The sequence below is a fragment of the Streptomyces sp. NPDC058650 genome, assembly GCF_042717315.1.
Taxonomy (GTDB): domain Bacteria; phylum Actinomycetota; class Actinomycetes; order Streptomycetales; family Streptomycetaceae; genus Streptomyces.
The window spans coordinates 13,136-30,866 of the sequence record NZ_JBHXRL010000032.1; the positions used below are offsets into that span (position 1 = coordinate 13,136).

17 protein-coding genes are annotated in these 17,731 nt (G+C 74.0%); 9 read left to right on the forward strand and 8 right to left on the reverse strand.

Going from position 1 to position 17,731, the window contains the following annotated elements:
- Positions 1–13 precede the first annotated feature (13 nt).
- Positions 14–502, reverse strand: a complete 489-nt coding sequence (locus tag ACFWWU_RS35445; RefSeq protein ID WP_384152702.1) for a carboxymuconolactone decarboxylase family protein — start codon at positions 500–502, stop codon at positions 14–16.
- Positions 499–1,578 (reverse strand): dihydrodipicolinate reductase, encoded by a 1,080-nt coding sequence (locus ACFWWU_RS35450; protein WP_384152705.1) that lies wholly within the window; start codon positions 1,576–1,578, stop codon positions 499–501. The genes ACFWWU_RS35445 and ACFWWU_RS35450 overlap by 4 nt, the downstream gene beginning before the upstream one ends.
- A gap of 248 nt (positions 1,579–1,826) precedes the next feature.
- Between ACFWWU_RS35450 and ACFWWU_RS35455 the strand changes: the two genes are divergently transcribed.
- Positions 1,827–2,594, forward strand: coding sequence for a hypothetical protein (locus ACFWWU_RS35455; protein WP_384152708.1), 768 nt, complete (start codon positions 1,827–1,829; stop codon positions 2,592–2,594).
- 61 nt (positions 2,595–2,655) lie between these two features.
- Here the strand turns inward: ACFWWU_RS35455 and ACFWWU_RS35460 are convergent, their stop codons facing one another.
- The 4 genes from ACFWWU_RS35460 to ACFWWU_RS35475 all read right to left on the reverse strand — a co-directional run bounded on the left by ACFWWU_RS35460 (position 2,656) and on the right by ACFWWU_RS35475 (position 6,660).
- Positions 2,656–4,032, reverse strand: a complete 1,377-nt coding sequence (locus ACFWWU_RS35460; protein ID WP_384152711.1) for an NAD(P)/FAD-dependent oxidoreductase — start codon at positions 4,030–4,032, stop codon at positions 2,656–2,658.
- Positions 4,033–4,220: 188 nt separating this feature from the next.
- Positions 4,221–5,414 (reverse strand): YncE family protein, encoded by a 1,194-nt coding sequence (locus tag ACFWWU_RS35465; RefSeq protein WP_384152714.1) that lies wholly within the window; start codon positions 5,412–5,414, stop codon positions 4,221–4,223.
- Between the two features lie 189 nt (positions 5,415–5,603).
- On the reverse strand, positions 5,604–6,185 hold the full coding sequence (locus tag ACFWWU_RS35470) for a dienelactone hydrolase family protein (protein WP_384152717.1): 582 nt from the start codon (positions 6,183–6,185) through the stop codon (positions 5,604–5,606).
- A 142-nt stretch (positions 6,186–6,327) separates the two neighbouring features.
- On the reverse strand, positions 6,328–6,660 hold the full coding sequence (locus ACFWWU_RS35475; protein ID WP_384152720.1) for a hypothetical protein: 333 nt from the start codon (positions 6,658–6,660) through the stop codon (positions 6,328–6,330).
- 193 nt (positions 6,661–6,853) lie between these two features.
- Between ACFWWU_RS35475 and ACFWWU_RS35480 the strand changes: the two genes are divergently transcribed.
- The 6 genes from ACFWWU_RS35480 to ACFWWU_RS35505 all read left to right on the forward strand — a co-directional run bounded on the left by ACFWWU_RS35480 (position 6,854) and on the right by ACFWWU_RS35505 (position 12,578).
- A complete protein-coding gene (locus tag ACFWWU_RS35480) occupies positions 6,854–8,062 on the forward strand; it encodes an RNA ligase (RefSeq protein ID WP_384152723.1) in 1,209 nt (402 codons plus the stop codon).
- Positions 8,063–8,064: 2 nt separating this feature from the next.
- A complete protein-coding gene (locus tag ACFWWU_RS35485) occupies positions 8,065–8,985 on the forward strand; it encodes an AAA family ATPase (protein WP_384152726.1) in 921 nt (306 codons plus the stop codon).
- Positions 8,986–9,064: 79 nt separating this feature from the next.
- Entirely contained in the window at positions 9,065–9,787 is a 723-nt protein-coding gene (locus ACFWWU_RS35490) for a ribonuclease H (protein WP_384152729.1), read from the forward strand.
- A 286-nt stretch (positions 9,788–10,073) separates the two neighbouring features.
- Positions 10,074–10,757 (forward strand): GNAT family N-acetyltransferase, encoded by a 684-nt coding sequence (locus tag ACFWWU_RS35495; RefSeq protein WP_384152732.1) that lies wholly within the window; start codon positions 10,074–10,076, stop codon positions 10,755–10,757.
- A gap of 304 nt (positions 10,758–11,061) precedes the next feature.
- Positions 11,062–12,108: an enoyl-CoA hydratase/isomerase family protein gene (locus ACFWWU_RS35500; RefSeq protein WP_384152834.1), complete on the forward strand. Its 1,047-nt coding sequence runs from the start codon at positions 11,062–11,064 to the stop codon at positions 12,106–12,108.
- 53 nt (positions 12,109–12,161) lie between these two features.
- A complete protein-coding gene (locus ACFWWU_RS35505) occupies positions 12,162–12,578 on the forward strand; it encodes a DUF4345 domain-containing protein (RefSeq protein ID WP_384152735.1) in 417 nt (138 codons plus the stop codon).
- Between the two features lie 15 nt (positions 12,579–12,593).
- On the opposite strand, the gene ACFWWU_RS35510 is transcribed toward ACFWWU_RS35505, so the two are convergent.
- The gene (locus ACFWWU_RS35510; RefSeq protein ID WP_384152738.1) at positions 12,594–13,319 is read right to left on the reverse strand and encodes a lysophospholipid acyltransferase family protein; all 726 of its coding nucleotides are present in this window, start codon (positions 13,317–13,319) and stop codon (positions 12,594–12,596) included.
- Between the two features lie 213 nt (positions 13,320–13,532).
- Between ACFWWU_RS35510 and ACFWWU_RS35515 the strand changes: the two genes are divergently transcribed.
- Together ACFWWU_RS35515 and secD are read left to right on the forward strand one after the other, a co-directional pair.
- Complete coding sequence (locus ACFWWU_RS35515; protein WP_384152741.1) at positions 13,533–13,958, forward strand: hypothetical protein; 426 nt, start codon at positions 13,533–13,535, stop codon at positions 13,956–13,958.
- Positions 13,959–14,103: 145 nt separating this feature from the next.
- Positions 14,104–16,419: a protein translocase subunit SecD gene (gene secD, locus ACFWWU_RS35520; RefSeq protein WP_384152744.1), complete on the forward strand. Its 2,316-nt coding sequence runs from the start codon at positions 14,104–14,106 to the stop codon at positions 16,417–16,419.
- Between the two features lie 51 nt (positions 16,420–16,470).
- Here secD and mgt read toward each other — a convergent pair whose 3' ends face one another.
- A complete protein-coding gene (gene mgt, locus ACFWWU_RS35525; RefSeq protein WP_384152747.1) occupies positions 16,471–17,718 on the reverse strand; it encodes a macrolide-inactivating glycosyltransferase in 1,248 nt (415 codons plus the stop codon).
- Between the last annotated feature and the right edge of the window lie 13 nt (positions 17,719–17,731).

The following is a 17,731-nucleotide window of genomic DNA, read 5'->3' on the forward strand; positions in this document are numbered from 1 at the left end:
GTACGTCACGCTCTCAGTGCGCCGGCAGCACGCACACCGTGTCGAGACCCAGCACCCGGTTGAGCCGCCCGAACGCCAGCCACGACCCCAGACTCATCGTCAGCTCCACGATCTCCGCCTGGCTGTACCGCGCCGTCATCCGCGCCCAGAACTCCTCGTCCAGGCCGTGGTGGTCCAGCGCGTACCGCTCCGCGTACTCGGCGGCCAGCCGTGTCCGCTCGTCGAAGGCCTCCGACACCTCCGTCTCGCGCCAGGCCGCGACGACGTCGTCGAATCCCTCCTCGACCTTCACTCCGTCCCGGTCGGTGCGCCAGTCCAGGCAGAACCCGCAGCCGTTGATCTGCGCGATGCGCAGCCGCGCCGCCTCGAACTCGCGCAGCCCCAGGGTCGTATGGGCGTACACCGACAGCGAGAAGTTCGCCGCCGCCGTCCCGATCTCCGGCACCATGTCGCCCCACACGTACCCGATCGGCTCCTGGCCCTCGGGAATGTCGATGATCACCGTGGTCTCCTTCCGAGCTTCCCGACCGCCGGCCTCAGCGGTACGTCCAACGCGTCGTACAGTCCCGGCTCGGCCGCCACCAGCCAGTCGATCGCCCCGACGAGCCGGCCCACCGCCGTGGCGTTGCCGCCCGCCGAGCGGTTCTCGCCCTCGTCGGTCGCCGCCACCGTCACCTCGATCCGCGGACTTCCCTCGACGATCACCCGGTGCGCCCCGGCCCCGTCCGGCGGCACGGGCCAGTCAGGCGCGCACGACGGGTGGATGCGGGTGACGTGCTCGATGACGATCCGGGGCTCCCCGTCGACGATCCCCTGCACCTCGAAGCGGATCGCGCCCTGCGTCCCCGCCTCGAAGACGCCCATCGTCCGCGTCTTCACGGTGGTCTCCAGCGGACGCCGCTCCATCGTCTCGCGGATCTCGTCGAGCTCGGCCCCCAGCGCGCGGGCCATCAGGCGCACCTGCCCGCCCCAGATCATGGTCGGGACCGAGGGCCACAGCATGGGCGGCTCGTACTCCATCGGCCGGCCCATCCCCACCAGCTCCCGGACCGACTCCTCCTGCTCGTACGTCGAGTAGTCGAAGATCTCCTGGCAGCGGATCACGTCCACCGTGGCGCCGAGCCCGCTCACGAGCAGGGGCAGGACGTCGTTGCCCCAGCCCGGGTCCACGCCCGAAACGAAGAGCGAACCGCCGCCCTCGGCGACCGCCGCGAGCACCGGATCCCGGAACTCGGGCGGCGCGTTGCGCTGGTCGTACAGCGGATACAGCGCGGGCGTGACCACCACCGCGCCCGCCGCCACCGCCCGCGCCACGTCGGCGAGCGCCCCGTCGGGCCGGGTGTCGCCGGAAGCCGCGTACACCACCGCCCCCGGCCGCCCGCCGAGCACCGCGCCGACGTCGTCGTCGGCCACCACCCCGAGGTCGCGTCCGAGCCCCGCGAGCCGGCCCGCGTCGCGGCCGACCTTCGCCGGGTCGGACACGAGGACCGCCGCGAGTTCGAGACCCGGGTGGGCGTCCACGGCACGGATGGCCGCGCGCCCGACATTGCCGGTACCCCACACCACTGTCCGAATCATGCGCGGAGGGTAGCGCCGGGCCCCGAAGGTTCCCATACCCGCGACAGAGAGATCCGACGAATCGTCAGGTGAGGGATCGCTCAGGCCGGACGGAGCGTCACGAACGGCACCGCGTCGCCCGGCGGCGTTCCCGCCGGACGCCGCACCAGAGTGGTACTCCATACGGGTGGGGGCGGGGGATCGGTGGCAGCCCCGACCGCCGAACGGGTACGGATCGCTGCACTGTCCCCGGCCAGGAGGATGCCCCCATGCCCGTCCGCAAGGGCGCCCCCGCCCTGCTGAGCGCCGGCACTCTGTGCGCGGCCCTGCTGTTCACGGGCTGCGCGCCCGCCGCCCCGCCCGCCCCCGCGGCGTCCACTCCCCAGCACCCGGCGACCTCGGCCGCCCCCGCGCCCGCCGCCGGTGACGCCCGCCCCGACCGCGCCCCCCGAATCCCCGGCATCGGGCCGGCCACTCAGGCCCGCATCCCCGACGGCACCACCCAGGCCTTCGTCGTCAGCGGAGCCACGGCGGACAGCAACACCGCCATGGCCGTGCTCTACGAGCGGAACGCCGCCGGCCGGTGGAGGGAGGCCGCGGGACCGTGGCCCGCCCACAACGCGCTCCGCGGCTGGACCGCCGACCATGACGCGGGGGACCTGCGCACCCCGATCGGTGTCTTCCGCCTGGGCGACGCGGGCGGCCGGCTCCCCGACCCGGGCGCCCGCCTCCCGTACGACCAGGACGAGGAGTTCGCCATCAGCGGCACCGGCTTCTCGGGCGAGTCCCTCGAAGGCTCCTTCGACCACGTCATCGCCATCGACTACAACCGCGTGCCCGGCCGCACGCCCCTCGACAAGGAGCGGCCGCTCGGCGCAGGGAAGGGCGGCGGTGTCTGGATCCACGTCGACCACGGCGGCCCCACGCAGGCCTGTGTCGCGCTGGAACGCGGCACGCTGCGGGAGCTCCTCGTGGCCCTGGACCCGGCCCGCGAGCCCGTCGTCGTCATGGGCCCGGCCCCCGAGCTCGCACGCTGAAGGCGTCCGCGCGCGACCCGGGGTGGCGGCGTACCCGTCGCCGGGAGCCTCCCGGCGACGGTCAGCCGGTGCCCACCGCCCCGCCGCGGAACGAGTTCGTGTGGAGCCGTACCTGCTCCGGTGTCAGATAGGCGGCCGTGTACTCGAAGTCCCGCAGCGTCCCCGTCTTCGACGCGAGGAAGCCGGTCCGTACGAAGTCGTCGCCGGCGACGGCGTTGAGCAGCCAGTTCGTCATGACCCGGGTCTTGGCCACGTTCGTCCGCAGCGCGGACCAGTGGTAGGCGCGGGCCACGGCCTGCGCCGGCATCCCGTGCAGCTCCACCCCGAGCGGCTTCGACACCCCGTCCATCCCGCCGAGGTCGACGACCAGGCCCAGGTCCTTGTGGACGTACGAGCGGGTCTTCTCGCCGCGCAGCGTCGCCACCACGTTGTCGGCGAGCGCCTTGCCCTGCCGCATGGCGTGCTGGGCCGTCGGCGGACAGATCGCCCCCTCCTCGCCCTTGGCGAGATCGGGCACCGCCGCCGCGTCGCCGAGACCCCACACCCCGTCGATACCCGGCACGGCCATGTCCGGGGAGACGAGGAGCCGCCCCCGGAGGGTCTCCGCGCCCAGCGTCCCGATCAGCGGACTCGCCGCCACCCCGGCCGTCCAGATCAGGGTCCGGCTGGGCAGGACGCGCCCGTCCGTGAGGGTCACGGCCTCCTCGTCGACCGAGGCCACCGACACGCCGAGCGACACCTCGATGCCCCGGCCGGTCAGGATGTCCATCGCGGCGGCGCCCAGCTTGTCGCCCAGCTCGGGCATGAGCTTCGGCGCGATGTCCACCAGGTGCCACGTGATCAGCCGCGGATCGATCCGCGGATACCGCTTGACCGCGTTGTGGGTGAGCAGCTGTAGACAGGCCGCAGTCTCCGTCCCCGCGTATCCGCCGCCGACCACCACGAAGCACAGCCGCGCGGCCCGCTCGGCCTCGTCGTTGCTCGCGTCCGCGAGGTCCAGCTGGGCGATGACGTGGTCCCGGATGTACACGGCCTCCGCGAGCGTCTTCATGCCGCGGGCGTGCTCGGCGAGACCGGGGATGTCGAAGCTGCGGGTCACGCTGCCGGGCGCCAGGACGAGATGGTCGTACGGCTCGGTCACGTACTCGCCGGAGATCGTCCGCACCACGACCGCCTTCGCCGCCGTGTCCACCCCGACCGCCCCGCCCGGGACGATCCGCGTGCGGTGCCGCTCGCTGCGTCGCAGCGACAGTGCGACCGACTGCGGGGTGAGCACCCCCGAAGCCACCTGGGGGAGCAGTGGCAGATACAGCTGGTACGAGAACGGCGAAAGGAGCGTGACCAGTGCCTCCCGATCCGTCAGCCGCCGTTCGAGCCGCCGCACGCAGGCCACTCCGGCGAATCCTGCGCCCACCACGAGAATCCTCGGTCGAGTCACGCTGTCCGCCCTTTCGTATGAGCGTGCACAATGCCCTCGGATAGGACTGAGTGAGCCCATATGGCAAGTTTTTCGCTGACTATCGGTGGTTCACCCTTTTTATCGTCATTACGGCAGGATCGCTCTTCGGCGTGGTCCGCTTCGGTCCAGCTCGCAGCGGGCCCCCGACCCCGACCGGAGGGCTGCCCTCAATCCGTGAGGACGACGATCCCCAGCGGGCGCGAGCCCGCCTGGAGCCGGCGCGTGTCACCCGAATCGAGGTCGACGACGGTCAGTCCGTCCCAGTAGCCGTCCCGGGTGAATCCGCCGGTCACATAGGCCGTGCGCCCGTCCCGGGACACGGCCACGCTCTCGTGGGGCCCCTCCAGCGGGTAGACCCGCTCGGTCCCGCCGGGCGTCCGCACGGTGAGCGAGGGTCCCTCGTCCACGTCCGGGTCGATCGGTCCCGTGCCCACCGTCAGGAGCGTTCCGTCGGCGGTCACCGCGGCGCCGTGCTGGTGCGTGTTCGCCGTCATCGGCTCGATCGTCGTCCGGCCCGTCCGGGGATCGACGACCGCGAGCCGCTCACCCTCGAAGGGCAGCAGCAGCTTGCCGTCCGAGGGCCGCACGGCCGCGTAGTGCGGCTTGAGCCACGAACCGAGCCCGCCCTCGGTCCCGTACGGGGCGACCTCCACGCGCCGTGGGCTGAGCGACCCCGCCGCGACGACCGTGACGTCGAAGGAGTCGTGGTTCGTCACGTACACCTCCGTGCCGTCCCGCGACACGTCGACGTCGAAGGGGCGCCGACCCACCGGCACCGTGTCCGTGAACCGCAGGGCCGCCGTGTCGAGGACCTCCAGCGTGCCGTTCCCGCCGGGGACGTTCACCCCTACGTACACCCGCCGCCCGTCCGGCGAAAGGGCGATGCCCATGCCCCCGCCCCGGTACTCGCCCGTGGTCACGGAGCCGCTGTCCGTCCGGTACGGGACGAGAGCCAGCCGCTCCCTGGTCGCCGTGTCCACGACCGCCACCCCCTCGGCCGTCGCCACCCAGGCCCGTCCGTCGGCGCCGAGGACGAGACCGTACGGAGCGGTACCGACCTGCACGGAGCCCGTGGCCCCGCGCTCGGGGTCGACGAACGTGACGGTGTCCGAGCCGAAGTCGGTCACGAGCAGTGCACCGGGAGCGGCCGAGGCCGGCGTCGAGGCGGGGGACGAGGTCGGGGTGTCGGGCAGGGGAGTGGACGCGGAGGGCGCCGGTGTGACGGCGCCGGACGCACCGGTGGCGGGCGAGGTGCTCTCCGCCGCGCCGGACCGCTGCGCGCAGCCCGCGAGCAGGGCGAGGGCCACCGCGCCGGGCACGAGGACCCGGGCGGAGCGGGACGCACGGCGGAACTTCGTCATGGGTGACTCCTCGATACGGGACACACGCGGACGGCACCACCCGGGAGCGGCTTCCGCGCCTGCCCCGATCCTCCGCCCGCACCGGGCCCCGTACGGTCCGCCGCCCGGCCCCGGGCCGGCGGCCGGACGGTCGACCCCGGGGTCGACCGATCGGCTGACCCGGCCCCGTGCCGATGCCGTGCCGTGCCCCTATGCCTTGAGGTCGGCCAGGAAGCCGAGGACGCGCCCGAGACACGCGTCGGCCGCCTCCGGCACGTACGACGCCGCACCGCGCTCCGCGAACAGGTGCGAGCTCCCCGGGTACAGGAACAGCTCGCGGTCTCCGGCGTCCGCGACCAGCTCGCGCGCCGCCTCCAGGTCCCCGTCACCGACGAAGAACGGATCCGCGTCCATCGCGTGCACCTGTACGGGCACGCCTTCCGGCCAGGCCGGCCCGAACGCGCTCTCCGGCACGCAGGCGCTCAGCAGCAGGGCGCCGAGAGCCCCCGCCCGGGTCTGCGCCAGCTTCTGCGCGGGCAGCACGCCAAGCGACAGCCCGGCGTACACCAGCTCTTCCGGCAGCCCCTCGGCCGCCTTCTCACCGCGCTCCGTGAGGACGTCGAACCCGACCTCCTGGGCGTACGCGACCCCGACCTCCAGGTCGTCGAACGTGTTCCCCTCGTACAGGTCGGGCACGTGGACCGTGTGCCCGGCCCGCCGCAGCGCGTCGGCGAACGCGCCGACCCCTTCCGTCAGTCCGAGCGAGTGATGGAAGAGCAGAACCTCGGCCATGTCGTCATCCTCTGATCACCGTACGAAGCCCGCCCGATCGGGGCACAGGCCTTACTTACGGGACCCAGCGTGACCTACGGCACTGACAACGCCCGGACCACAGGGTCGGGCCAGAGGGAAGACCAGAGGGTCGGACCGTCCTCTAGCGCATCGGCCGGTGCGGAACGACGGCGCCGCCGGCCTGCACCATCGCGGCGCCCTGTCCCATCGCGGGGCCCTGCCCCATTGGACCGCCCTGCCCCATCGGACCGCCCTGCCCCATCGGACCCGCGTGCCCGCCGACGCCCATCTGCGCCCCGACACCGGCGTGCGTGACGCCCCCGTGCTGCCCCGGAATCCCCTGAGGCGGCAGCTGGATCACACGGCTGAGGTCCCGCAGCACCTCCTCGGCGACCTGGCGGACGTCAGCCGGAACATCCCCCCGCTCCCGTATGAGCTCGGCGTAGATCGGTGCCGTGCCGTCCGCGTGGTTCATGGGGCTCGCTTCCTTCGACTGCGCCGGTTCCGTCACCGGCGGGGGCGACGGCGAGTCTACGGGGCACCACCGACACGCCCGGGCTCGGGGAGCCCGCCGCCCTGCCCGATCCCGGGCCCCGGCGGGGAAAAATCGGTGTCCTCCGGGCCGTCCCGCACCGAGAATGGATCACCGGACCAACGGGAGGGACCCCATGAGCCAGGACACCCGGACTCTGCACGACGTGATGGCGCCCGAGGAGCTCGACGAAGCCCTCGCGGCCGGGCACATCGCCCGCAAGAGCCACCCTGAGCTGCCGCTGTCGATCTACACGTACACGCGCGCGTGCCAGTACGAACAGCGCTGGAACCGGGCCACCACCCGCTGCCGCGGCCTCGTCGCCGACGACACCACCGGGCGGATCGTCGCGCTGCCCCTCCCCAAGTTCTTCAACGTCTCCGAGCACGCCGCGGGCCGCCCCTACGCGCCGCCGCTGCCCGACGAGCCCTTCGAGGTGTACGACAAGGTCGACGGCAGCCTCGCCGTCGTCTTCCACTACGACGGCCGCTGGCGCGCCGCCTCCAAGGGCTCCTTCACCAGCACCCAGGCCACCTGGGCGCAGCGCCGGCTCGACGACGCCGACACCACGGGTCTGACCCCCGGCGTGACGTACCTCGCCGAGATCCTCTACCCGCAGAACCGCATCGTCGTGAACTACGGCGACCGTCGCGACCTCGTCCTGCTCGCCGCCTTCGCCCCGGACGGCACCGAGACGCCCCTCGCCGACGCAGCGGGCCCCTGGGGGCCCATCGGGTCCGTCGTCCGCGTCTGGCCCGCCATGACCGTCGCCGAGCTCGTCGCCCTGACCGAGTCCAACACCCTCCCGGGCGGCGCCCCCGCCACCGGCACCGACGCCGAGGGCTTCGTGCTCCGTTTCGCCTCCGGCGTGCGCGCCAAGGCCAAGATCGCCGAGTACGTACGCCTCCACAAGGTGCTCACCGGCGTCACCGAGCGTGACATCTGGCGCGGGCACGGCATCCAGCGCTTCGCGGCCGTGCCCGCCGGACAGCTGGCCAAGGGCCTCGGCTGCTCCGTCACCGAGGTCGAAGCCTCCGGCGGCAAGCCGCTCGACGCCCTCCTGGAGCAGGTCCCCGACGAGTTCGACGCCTGGGTGCGCGAGGTCATCACCGGCCTCGAAGCGGCCGCCACGCGCCGCGAGCGGGCGCTGGACGAGGCGTACGATCGGCTCGCCCACCTGGCGGGCGACCGCGCCGCCTTCGCCCGCGCCGCCGCGGGCGAGCCCGACCGGGCCCTGCGCGCCCTGCTGTTCCTGCGCCTCGACGGGCGCCCCACCGACCTCCTCGTCTGGCGTCAGCTGCGCCCCGAGGCCACCGACCCCTTCACTCGCGACGAGGAGAACTGACCGTGCCTGTCGTCCACGTCATGACCGGCCTCCCGGCCTCCGGGAAGACGACGGCCGCCCGCGCCCTCCAGGCCGCCGCCGAGGGACGCGTACGCCGCGTCAACCTCGACGACCTCCGGACCATGCTCGACGTGCCCGCCCCCGAGCGCGGTCGCTCGCACGCCCACGAGCGGACCGTGCTCGACATCCAGGACGCCGCCGTCCGGGCCGCCGTCGACGACGGGTTCGACGTCGTCGTCGACAACACCCATCTGACCCCGCACATCCCCAAGCGGCTCAAGGCCGCCGTCGTCGGCCGGCCCGTGACCTTCGTCGTCCACGACTTCACCGACGTGCCCGTCGACGAGTGCGTCCGCCGCGACGCGGCCCGCGAGCGGCCCGTCGGCGAGGAGATCATCCGGATCCTCGCCGACAAGCACGCCAAGGCCACCCGAGGCGGCTGGCGGCTCACCGCGGAGTGGCTCGACGGCGGGCCCGGGTCGGGTACGCCGTACGTCCCCGACCCGGCCCTCCCGTCGGCCGTCATGTGCGACATCGACGGCACCCTCGCGCTGCGCGGCGACCGCGGCCCGTTCGATTTCACGCGCTGCGACCTCGACCTGCTCAACGTCTCCGTACGCGACGCCCTGCGCGCCTTCCGACAGGCCGAGAGCGACCGGATCGTGCTGCTGTCCGGGCGCAGCGAGGACGACCGGCCGATGACCGAGGAGTGGCTCGCCCGCCACGGGGTGCCCTACGACGAGCTGTGGATGCGTGCCTCCGGCGACGGCCGCGGCGACGACCTCGTGAAGGCGGAGCTCTTCGACGCCCATGTCCGCCACCGCTACGCCGTCCGCGTCTCCCTCGACGACCGGGACCGCGTCGTCGCCCTGTGGCGCCGCATGGGCCTGCCCACCTGGCAGGTCAACTACGGCAACTTCTGACCGGCGCCTTCCGACCGGCGCCTCCGACCGGTAGCGGGGGTGGGGCCGCCCACCCCCGCCGCCGTGTCAGGATCGTGGGATGGCAGAAAAGATCATCGCGGCGTGCGACGGCGCGTCCAAGGGAAACCCCGGACCCGCGGCCTGGGCCTGGGTCATCGGCGGCGCCGACGGAACACTCGACCGCTGGGAGGCCGGCCCCCTCGGCAGGGCGACGAACAACGTCGCCGAACTCACGGCCCTGGAACGACTGCTCGAAACCCTCGACCCGGCGGTGCCCGCCGAGGTCCGCATGGACTCGCAGTACGCCATGAAGGCCGTCACGACCTGGCTCCCCGGCTGGCGCCGGAAGGGCTGGAAGACCGCGGCGGGCACCCCCGTCGCCAACAAGGACCTCGTCGTCCGGATCGACGCCCTGCTCACGGGCCGGGACGTCGACTTCGTCTACGTCCCGGCGCACCAGGTCGACGGAGACCCCCTGAACGACGCCGCCGACCGCGCGGCCAGCCACAGCGCCCGTACGCAGGAGCCCATCGGTTCCGCCACCGGCGCCCCGCTGCCCCCGCCCGAACCCGCGACGCGCTCCTCCGCGCCCCGTGCGCGCTCCGCCGCGCCCTCCGGTCCGTCCGGCTCCGCCGGGTCGTCCTCGGCCCGTTCCTCCTCGTCCGCCGCCCGTAAGAGTCGCCCGAACGGCGGCACGCTCAAGGCCCGGTTCTCCGGCCGCTGCCGCTGCGGCAAGGCGTACGACAAGGGCGAGACCATCGCGAAGAACGCCGAGGGCTGGGGCCATCCCACCTGCGTCTGAGCGGGATCGGCGTCCGACTGGCGGGCGGCTCCGTCCGTCCCGTGAGACCGGCGAACCCGGGTGTCCGAGAGGCTTCACCCACGCGTGTATCCGGGTTCGTTCCGGGTTCTGTTCTCCGAGCGATTGTGGCTGCATACTGTCCTCCTCGCACCGGTGACGAACCGTTTTACCTGCTCGTTTGTCGCTTGCTTGACGTGATCGGCACCGGCGAGAACCTCCCTCCTAGCTGCCGCCGCGGCCCACCCGCGACGGGAGCTGTCCCTGCCCGTGAAAGACCCGAGGTTCCGTGCCAGTACCTGTTCTCCTGACCGGGCGCACCGTGCGCCTGGAGCCGCTGGCGATGCGGCACGCCGAAGCCCTCGCCCGGGCCGGCGGGGCGGACCGATCGGCCTACGCCTTCACCCCCGTGCCCGACGGCCTCGAATCGGCCTTCGACTACGTCGCCCGCGCCCTCGCGGACCAGGCGGCGGGCCGGTGCCTGCCCTTCGCCCTGATCAGTACGGCCGACGAACGGGTCATCGGATCGACCCGCTTCCTCGAACTCGACTACTGGCGGGGCCCCCTGATCTGGCCGCCCCTACCCGGCCTGCCCCACGGCGATCCCCTGACCGCCGTCCCGGACGCGGCAGAGATCGGGAACACCTGGATCGGCGGCGACGCCCGGGGCACCGGGATGAACACCGAGGCCAAGTACCTGATGTTCCGGCACGCCTTCGAAACCTGGGGCGTCCGCCGGATCACGATGCGCGCGGACGCCCGCAACACCCGCTCCCGGATCGCGATCGAACGCCTCGGCGCCACCTGCGAAGGTGTCCGCCGGGCCCACTCCCGCGGCCTCGACGGCGCGGTCCGGGACACGGCCTTCTACTCGATCCTCGACGAGGAGTGGCCCACGGTCCGCGACATCGTCGAACTCCGCATGGCGACCCCCCGCCAGGTGCGCGTCCCCCAGGACCTGCTCCCGGCCTGATCCGCCCGACCCTCGGAACCACCGCTCCGACGGGCGCTCGCGCCCCCACCGGAGCGGTGGTTCCATGGAGGGGACGGGAAGGACTCGCCATAGAGGACGCGGGGTAGCGGTCGATCGATGGCCGTGCACCGTGCAATCAGGATCCGCGAGAAGCGGATGAGTCCTTCCCGCCCTCGCCTCTCCGCGCGCCCTGGCGTCGCCTCCCCCCCCACCCGGGCCTCGCCTTTCCGCGCGCCCAGGCCTCGGCCCGCCCCGGTACGGTGATCGGGAAAGCCGAGCCGCCAAGGGAAAGGGCCGAGTGATCGTGCCGACCGGAACGCCCGACGTACTCCTCCGGACGGAGGGCCGGGCCGGGTTCATCACCCTCAACCGCCCCCGCGCCATCAACGCGCTGACCCACACCATGGTCCTCGCCGTCGACCGGGCCCTCACCGCGTGGGAACACGACCCGGCCGTCACCACCGTCGTCGTCGAAGGCGCGGGGGAGCGCGGTCTCTGTGCGGGCGGCGACATCCGCGCCATCCACGACGACGCCCGCGCCGACGGCACGGCCTCCGAGGCGTTCTGGCGGGACGAGTACCGGCTCAATGCCCGCATCGCCCGCTACCCGAAGCCCTACGTCGCCTTCATGGACGGCATCGTCATGGGCGGCGGCGTCGGCGTCTCCGCGCACGGCTCCGTCCGCGTCGTCACCGAACGCTCGCGGGTGGCCATGCCGGAGACCGGCATCGGCCTCGTCCCCGACGTCGGCGGTACGTACCTCCTCGGCCGCGCTCCCGGCGAACTCGGCACCCACCTCGCCCTCACCGGCACCCCCATCGGCGCCGCCGACGCCCTCCTCACCGGCCTCGCCGACCACGTCGTCCCCTTCGCCGGGCTCACCGCCCTGGCCAGGGATCTGACCCGGCTGCCCGCCGACGAGGCCGTCTCCCGGCACGCGGTGACGCCCCCGCCCGGCGTCCTGGCCGAACAGCGGGGGTGGATCGACGCCTGCTACGACGCCGGAACGGTCGAGGCGATCGTCGAGCGCCTCTTCGAGACCGGCGTCCCGGACGCCAAGGAAGCCGCCACCACCCTCCTCGCGAAGTCCCCGACCGCGCTCAAGGCCACGTTGGCCACCCTCCGCCGCTCCCGCGCGCTCGCGACCCTGGAAGAGGTCCTGGACCTGGAGTTCCGCGTCTCCTGCACGGCGCTGACCACCCCCGACCTCGTGGAGGGCATCCGCGCCCAGGTCGTCGACAAGGACCGCGACCCCCACTGGAACCCGCCGACGCTCCCCGAGGTCACCGACGCGGACGTCGCCCGCTACTTCACACCCCCGGCCGGTGGCGACCTCGGCCTGGCGCCGTAGGCTGCCGACCACGCGCCCGCGCAACGGGCGCCTGTCGAACGGGGGTTGGGAGCATGACCAAGGCCAAGGTGCTGCGCGGGCTCGTCCTCACGATGGGGTACGCCTGCGTGGCGATCGGGCTCGCCCACGTCCTGCTCGGCAACGCCTCGATCCCCGGCGGCGAGTCGGCCGGCCCGACCATCGACAGCCTGGGCCGGTTCTTCGGCGCGATCTTCGCCGGGTACGGCCTCGCCTGGCTCTGGGCGGCGAGGCAGCGGCCGATCCCGGCCACGGCGGTCCGATGGCTCACCGCCGTGTTCCTCCTGGGAGCCCTCGGGCGGCTCCTGTCGCTCCTCGTGGAGGGGTGGCCCCACGGGTTCCAGGTGGCGCTCGCCGCCCTCGAACTCGCCCTCTCCCCACTGCTGTTCTGGCTGGCCGACGCGGAGGAGAAGGCGAGCCCGGCGCAGCGCGCCCCGAGCGGCACCGCCTGACGGGCGGCGCGCCCGTCAGCCCCGGCGCCGGTCGGTCCGGCGCCGTGTCCCACGCGACCCCATGACCGGACCCGTCTCCCGGTCGAGCGCCGCCGGCTCGCCGAGGGCCCCGGCCGCCGTCCGCCAGGCCGCGGTGACGGCGCCGTGGGCCAGGGCGGTCGCCGCGGCCACGTCCTCCGGCAGCCGGATCGGCGCACCGATGTGCACATGCAGGCCGGGTCTGCGGACGGGCGCCGTGAGCACCCCGGCGATCTGCTTCGTCCGCCCGCCGGAGGTGATCCGTCGGGCACCGGCCTGTCCGATCGGGACGACCGGCGCCCCCGTCGCCCGTGCAAGGCGCGCGAGCCCGGTGCGGAACAGCTCCGGCGGGTTCTCCGCGGCGTCCCTGCGGGGCGGGATGCGGCCTTCCGCGTACAGCATCACGTGCCGCCCCGAGGCGAGCGCGACCGCCGCGTGGTCCAGGGCGACGGCGGCCCGCGCCGAGTTCCGGTGGACGGGCACGTGACCCTCCCGGGCCAGGGCGCGGCCGAGTACCGGGATCCGCCAGAGGCCCGCGGCGGCCAGCAGGACGGGCTCGACGGCCAGCCGCCCGCGCAGTGCGGCGAGCACGAGCGCCGGGTCGGCCAGCGAGGTGTGGTTGACGACGAGGATGCTGCCGGGTTCGAGGCGGGCCCCGGGGTCGGTGGTGACGGTGAGACGCCCGAAGAACGGGACGAGGTTCGCTGCGATACGGCTGAGCACGGGAGGGCCCCCTGGATCCGAGGACGAAGCGGTGACAGGACCATCGTCCAGGGGCCGCGCGGCGCGGACATGAGCACGCGTACTCATCCGTCGTGCGCACCAGCACTCCTGTGGTGCGAGCCTGGTGGCCGGGTCGTTTGCCGTCCGGTCTACGCTGAGGCTCCAGCACACACCTGACGTCGGGACAGTGGAGTACGGGAGGGGGCGGAACCGGTGGCACGCGCCGCGCGCCGACTCACGGCCCTCCTGCCCGCCATCCTCTGCGCGTTGTGGTCCCTGCTACTGCTCCAGACGCCGAGCGCCCAGGCGGCGCCCGTACCCCCCACCGCGTACGCCGGAGCCGTACACCACACCGCGCCCGACGGGGACGGGCACCTCACCGCGCCCTCCGAAGCCGGGCATCTCGCCACGTCGCCGGAGACCCATCTCGCGCCCGACGCCGTCGCCGAACTCCCGGCCGCCGTCGAGCACTCCGTACGGTTCCCGGCACCGCCCGCCGCGCCGGCCGCCGCGGTGGCCGACCTCTCCGTACCCGCCCGTGGCGTCCTCGCGGGCGGCCCCCGCCGCGAGCGCGCGCCGCCCGGCGACTGCCACGAGCCGCGGGATTCCCGCGGTCCTCCCTCTCCCCGGCACAGCTGACGTTCTCCCGCGCCCGCCGTCCGGGCCATCGGCATGTCCCGGACCGGTCCGTCATCGGCGCGTATCCGACCGTTCGTCCGACACGGACGGCAGGGCCCCACCAGGTGGCGGCCCGCCGATCCGTGCGCCGCCTGTGGAGTCACCCATGTCCTCTCGTGCCGTCCTCTGGCGCGCGCTCCTCGCGCTCGCCGTCGTCGCGCTCTCCGTCTGGATCACCCTGACCACCCCGCCCCGTCTCGGACTCGACCTCCGCGGCGGGACCCGCATCGTCCTGGAGACACAGGACGCGCCCTCCGTACGCGCCGACGCGGCGGCCACCGACCGCGCCCTGGAAGTGCTCCGCACCCGCGTCGACGGCCTCGGCGTCGCCGAACCCTCGCTCGCGCGCTCCGGCGAGCGGCGCATCGTCGTCGAACTCCCCGGCCTCCGCGACCCGCGTCACGCCGCCGAGGTCATCGGCCGTACGGCGCAGCTCACCCTCCACGCCGTCACCGGCCCCGCCGAAGGACCGGCCGGACCGGTGGCCGCCGACGGGACGCGCGTCCTCGCCGACCCGGACGCGCCGGGCCGCTTCCTCGCCCTCGCCGCACCCGCGCTCACCGGTGAGGGCGTTGAGGAGGCCGAGGCCGTGCTCGACACGGTGAACGGCCGCGGCTGGACCGTCGACCTCTCCTTCCGCGACGGGGCCGCGGGCACCTGGGCTCGGCTCACCGGCGACGCCGCCTGCGCGGCGCCCGGCGATCCGGCCCGCAGGGTCGCGATCGTGCTCGACGACCGGATCGTCTCCGCCCCCGGCATGCAGACAGGCGTCCCGTGCGGGGCGGGCATCGGCGGCGGCTCCGCGCAGATCACCGGCGCGTTCTCCGCGCAGGAGGCGCGCGACCTCGCGGCGCTCGTCCAGGGCGGCGCGCTGCCCGTCCCGGTGACGACCGTCGAACAGAGCACCGTGGGCCCGACGCTCGGTGCCGACGCGATCCGGGCCAGCGCCCTCGCCGCCGTCATCGGCCTGGCCTGCACCGGCGTCTTCGTCATCGTGGTCTACCGGCTCCTCGGCCTCCTCGCCACCGCCGCCCTCCTGCTGTACGGGCTGATCTCGTACGCCGCCGTCGTCGCCGTCGGAGCCACCCTCACGCTGCCCGGACTCGCGGGCTTCGTCCTGGCCGTCGGCATCGCCGTCGACGCCAACGTCCTGGTCTTCGAACGGGCCAGGGAGGAGTACGCGGCCCTGGGCCGCCCCGCCGCCGAGCGCGATCCGCGCCGTCCGGTGGCGACGGCCTTCGGCAAGGCGTGGAGCGCCGTCGCCGACTCCAACGTCACGACCCTGCTCGCCGCCGGCCTGCTCTTCGTCTTCGCCTCGGGCCCCGTCAAGGGCTTCGGCGTGACGCTCGCGATCGGCGTCGTTGCCTCGATGCTCACCGCCATGGTCATCACCCGGCTGTTCGCCGAGTGGGCGCTCCGGCTGCCCGCGGTGCGCCGCCGTCCGGCCGTGACCGGCATCGCCGGCCTCGGCCGGCTGCGCACGCGGCTGAACCGCCGCGTACCCCGGCTGATGGCCCGGCGCCGGCGCTGGCTGACCGGCTGCGCCGCGCTCCTGATGGTCGCGCTGGCCGGGATCGGCGTCCGGGGCGTGGAGCTCGGCGTCGAGTTCACCGGCGGCCGGGTCGTCCAGTACACGGCCGAACGCCCGGTGGACGCCGACACGGCCCGCGCGGTGGTCGTCGGCGCGGGCTTCCCCGACGCCGTCGTCCAGGCGACCGGTGACGGGGACGTCTCCGTACGCACCCGGGAGACCGGCGACGACGAGCAGCGGGAGATCCGGGAGGCGCTCAGCCGCGTCGCGGGACCGGTGGCCGTGGAGCGCGACGACCTGATCGGCCCGAGCCTCGGCGGGGAGCTGCGCACCCACGCGCTCATCGCCCTCGGTCTCGCGGTGGCGGCGCAGCTCCTCTATCTGACCGTGCGGTTCCGCTGGACGTACGCGGCGGCGACGGTCGCGGCGATGGCCCAGGACGTCCTGCTCGTCGTCGGCATGTTCGCCTGGCTGGGCAAGCCGGTCGACAGCGTGTTCCTCGCCGCGCTGCTGACCGTCGTCGGCTACTCGGTCAACGACTCCGTGGTCGTGCTCGACCGGCTGCGCGAACTGCGGCGCCGGGGCGGCGGCATCCCGCTCCCCGACCTCGCCGACCGGGCCGTCGCCCAGACCCTCCCGCGCACGGTCAACACCGGCATGGGGGCGCTCTTCGTCCTGGTGGCCCTCGCCGTCCTGGGCGGCGACTCGCTCACGGACTTCTCCGTCGCCGTGCTCGCCGGAGTGGTGTGCGGCATGGCGTCCACCGTCTTCACCGCGATGCCGCTGGCCGTCACCCTGGAGTCCCGCCACCCGGCCCCCGCACCCCGGGGCGGGGCCGCCCCGCGACAGCGGGCGGGCTCGGAGCGCGACCGCTCGGGCGCGGTGGTCTGACGACTCCGGGTGTACGGGTCCGCCGGGCGTACCGGATGCCCTGAAGGTCCGTCAGCGGATCGAGGCCGGCGCGGCGGTCAGGGGATCCGGGCCGCGCCGCGGGCCTCGGTCGAGCTCGGCCTCGATCAGGTCGGCGGCGCGGCGCGTGCCGCCCTCCCGCGCCATGTCCTCCTGGATCCGGGCGGCCCGGCGGGCCACCTCGGGGTCGCCGACGAGGGCGATCACGGCCTCGCGCAGCCGCTCGGGGGTGACGTCCTCCATCGGCAGGTGCCGGGCGACCCCCAGGGCCTGGAGCATGTCGGCGTTCCCGAACTGGTCGACGGCCTGCGGGACGGCGACCATCGGGGTGGCGGTGGCCAGTCCCTCCTGACTGCCGCCCGCGCCCGCGTGGGTGACGAAGGCATCGGCCTGCCGCAGGATCGCCAACTGGGGTACCCAGGAGTGCACTTCGACGTTCTCGGGCAGGTCGCCGAGCTCGGCCCGGTCGACGAACCTCCCGATCTGCAGGACGACATGCCACTCCGGAAGCGTGCGGAACGCCTCCACGCAGGCCCGGTAGAACTCCGGCCGCTTGGTGAAGGACGAACCCAGCGAGACCAGCACCACCTTGTCCGCGCCCGCCGGCCGCCGCCACTCCCCTTGGTCCGCCCGCGCGCCCTGACAGGCGCCGACGAAGGTGTAGACGGCCTCGTCGACCCGGTCGGCGTGCGGCTGGAGCACCCGGGGAATCAGCACGAGAGCCCGCCGCGGTCGGGCGATCAGCCGGTCCGGGTGGGTGTCGACCCCGTGCTCGGCCAGCCACGCCGCGAACCGCGCGTAGTAGGCCCTGCCGCGCGGCGACGCCTTGAGCTCGGCGAACATCGGCTCGGCGACCTCCTCCTCGTACCCCTCCCACGGCACGAGGTTCGGCCACAGTGAGAGCGAGGGAACGCCCCACGTGTGGGCGAGGACGGGGGCCGGGTAGGCCGTGATGTCGTGGAGCACCAGGTCGGGCCGGTCCTCCTCGAAGGCCTTGGCGAGCTGCGGCAACGCCTGCACGGCGTCGGTCAGGAACGGTTCGACTTGGTCGATCAGCTCCGTGCCCCAGGCGTCCGGGTCGTCGTCCGTCGGCAGCGTCGAGGCGTAGACGACGGGCATGGCCCCGGTCTCCGCGACCTTCTCCGCGAAGGGGGCCGGGACGGCGTAACTGACGCGGTGGCCGCGCGCGACGAGCTCGCGGATGACGTCCAGACTCGGGTTCACGTGTCCGTGGGCGGCGATGGAGAACATGGCGAGGTGGGCGCCGGGAGTGGGGGTCATGGCGGACACCCTA

Bases quoted from the DNA above. Each gene is read 5' to 3' on its own strand.
- mgt (WP_384152747.1), bottom strand. From the start codon at position 17,718: ATGACCCCCACTCCCGGCGCCCACCTCGCCATGTTCTCCATCGCCGCC.
- ACFWWU_RS35505 (WP_384152735.1), top strand. From the start codon at position 12,162: ATGACCAAGGCCAAGGTGCTGCGCGGGCTCGTCCTCACGATGGGGTAC.
- ACFWWU_RS35480 (WP_384152723.1), top strand. From the start codon at position 6,854: ATGAGCCAGGACACCCGGACTCTGCACGACGTGATGGCGCCCGAGGAG.
- ACFWWU_RS35455 (WP_384152708.1), top strand. From the start codon at position 1,827: ATGCCCGTCCGCAAGGGCGCCCCCGCCCTGCTGAGCGCCGGCACTCTG.
- ACFWWU_RS35475 (WP_384152720.1), bottom strand. From the start codon at position 6,660: ATGAACCACGCGGACGGCACGGCACCGATCTACGCCGAGCTCATACGG.
- ACFWWU_RS35450 (WP_384152705.1), bottom strand. From the start codon at position 1,578: ATGATTCGGACAGTGGTGTGGGGTACCGGCAATGTCGGGCGCGCGGCC.
- ACFWWU_RS35470 (WP_384152717.1), bottom strand. From the start codon at position 6,185: ATGGCCGAGGTTCTGCTCTTCCATCACTCGCTCGGACTGACGGAAGGG.
- ACFWWU_RS35465 (WP_384152714.1), bottom strand. From the start codon at position 5,414: ATGACGAAGTTCCGCCGTGCGTCCCGCTCCGCCCGGGTCCTCGTGCCC.
- secD (WP_384152744.1), top strand. From the start codon at position 14,104: ATGTCCTCTCGTGCCGTCCTCTGGCGCGCGCTCCTCGCGCTCGCCGTC.
- ACFWWU_RS35490 (WP_384152729.1), top strand. From the start codon at position 9,065: ATGGCAGAAAAGATCATCGCGGCGTGCGACGGCGCGTCCAAGGGAAAC.